Here is a 974-nt window from a genome sequence, read left to right as displayed (position 1 = left end):
GCGGCCACGTCGGTGGCCACCAGGATGTCGGTGCGGCCGTCCTTGAGCGCCTCGATGGTCCGCTCGCGGAGATTCTGGGGGATGTCACCGTTGATCGGTGCCGCCGAGAACCCACGGGCCCGGAGCCGTTCAGCGAGCTCCTCCGTGGCCGACTTGGTCCGGACGAACAGGATCATCGCGTCGAAGTCCTCGACCTCGAAGATCCTCGTCAGGGCGTCGAGCTTGTCGCGGTGGTTGACGAGCACGTAGCGCTGCTCGATGGTCGGCGCGGTGGCCGTCTTGGACGCGACCTTCACCTCCGCCGGATCCGTGAGGTACTTCTGCGAGATCCGACGGATCGCGGCCGGCATCGTGGCCGAGAAGAGCGCGACCTGGGTGGTCTCCGGGGTGTCCGAGAGGATCCGCTCCACGTCCTCCTGGAAACCCATCGCGAGCATCTCGTCGGCCTCGTCGAGCACCAGATGCCGCAGGCCCGAGAGGTCGAGCGTGCCCTTCTTCAGGTGATCGATCACGCGACCCGGCGTACCGACGATGATCTGCGCGCCCCTGCGCAGGCCCGACAGCTGGATTCCGTAGGCCTGGCCGCCGTAGATCGGCAGGACGTTGACCTGGGGCATGTTGGCGGAGTACGTGATACAGGCCTCGGCGACCTGGAGCGCGAGCTCCCGGGTCGGGGCCAGGATCAGTGCCTGGGGACTCTTCACCGCGGGGTCGATGAGGGACAGGATCGGCAGCGCGAAAGCGGCGGTCTTGCCCGTACCGGTCTGTGCGAGACCCACGACGTCGCGTCCCGCGAGCACGAGCGGGATGGTGGCCGCCTGGATGGCGGAGGGGATCTCGTAGCCCACATCGCGGACCGCCTGGGCGACCGCCGGGGCGAGCCCCATGTCGGCGAACGTGGGCGCCTCGGGGTCGGTCTCGTCAGGCTTCGCCACGACCGGCTCGCGCACCTCGGCGGCGGGCTCCGGCTTCTC

At 69.1% G+C, this 974-nt stretch carries 1 protein-coding gene; it reads right to left on the bottom strand.

Features of this window, described 5'->3' with window-relative positions:
- Positions 1 to 887: DEAD/DEAH box helicase (locus B4M60_RS04055; protein WP_414646728.1), on the bottom strand; the 887-nt coding region annotated here is incomplete at its 3' end.
- Positions 888 to 974 lie beyond the last annotated feature (87 nt).

Source organism: Dietzia sp. UBA5065 (assembly GCA_002415925.1).
Taxonomy (GTDB): Bacteria; Actinomycetota; Actinomycetes; order Mycobacteriales; family Mycobacteriaceae; genus Dietzia.
This window is presented reverse-complemented; position numbering and strand designations above follow the sequence as displayed.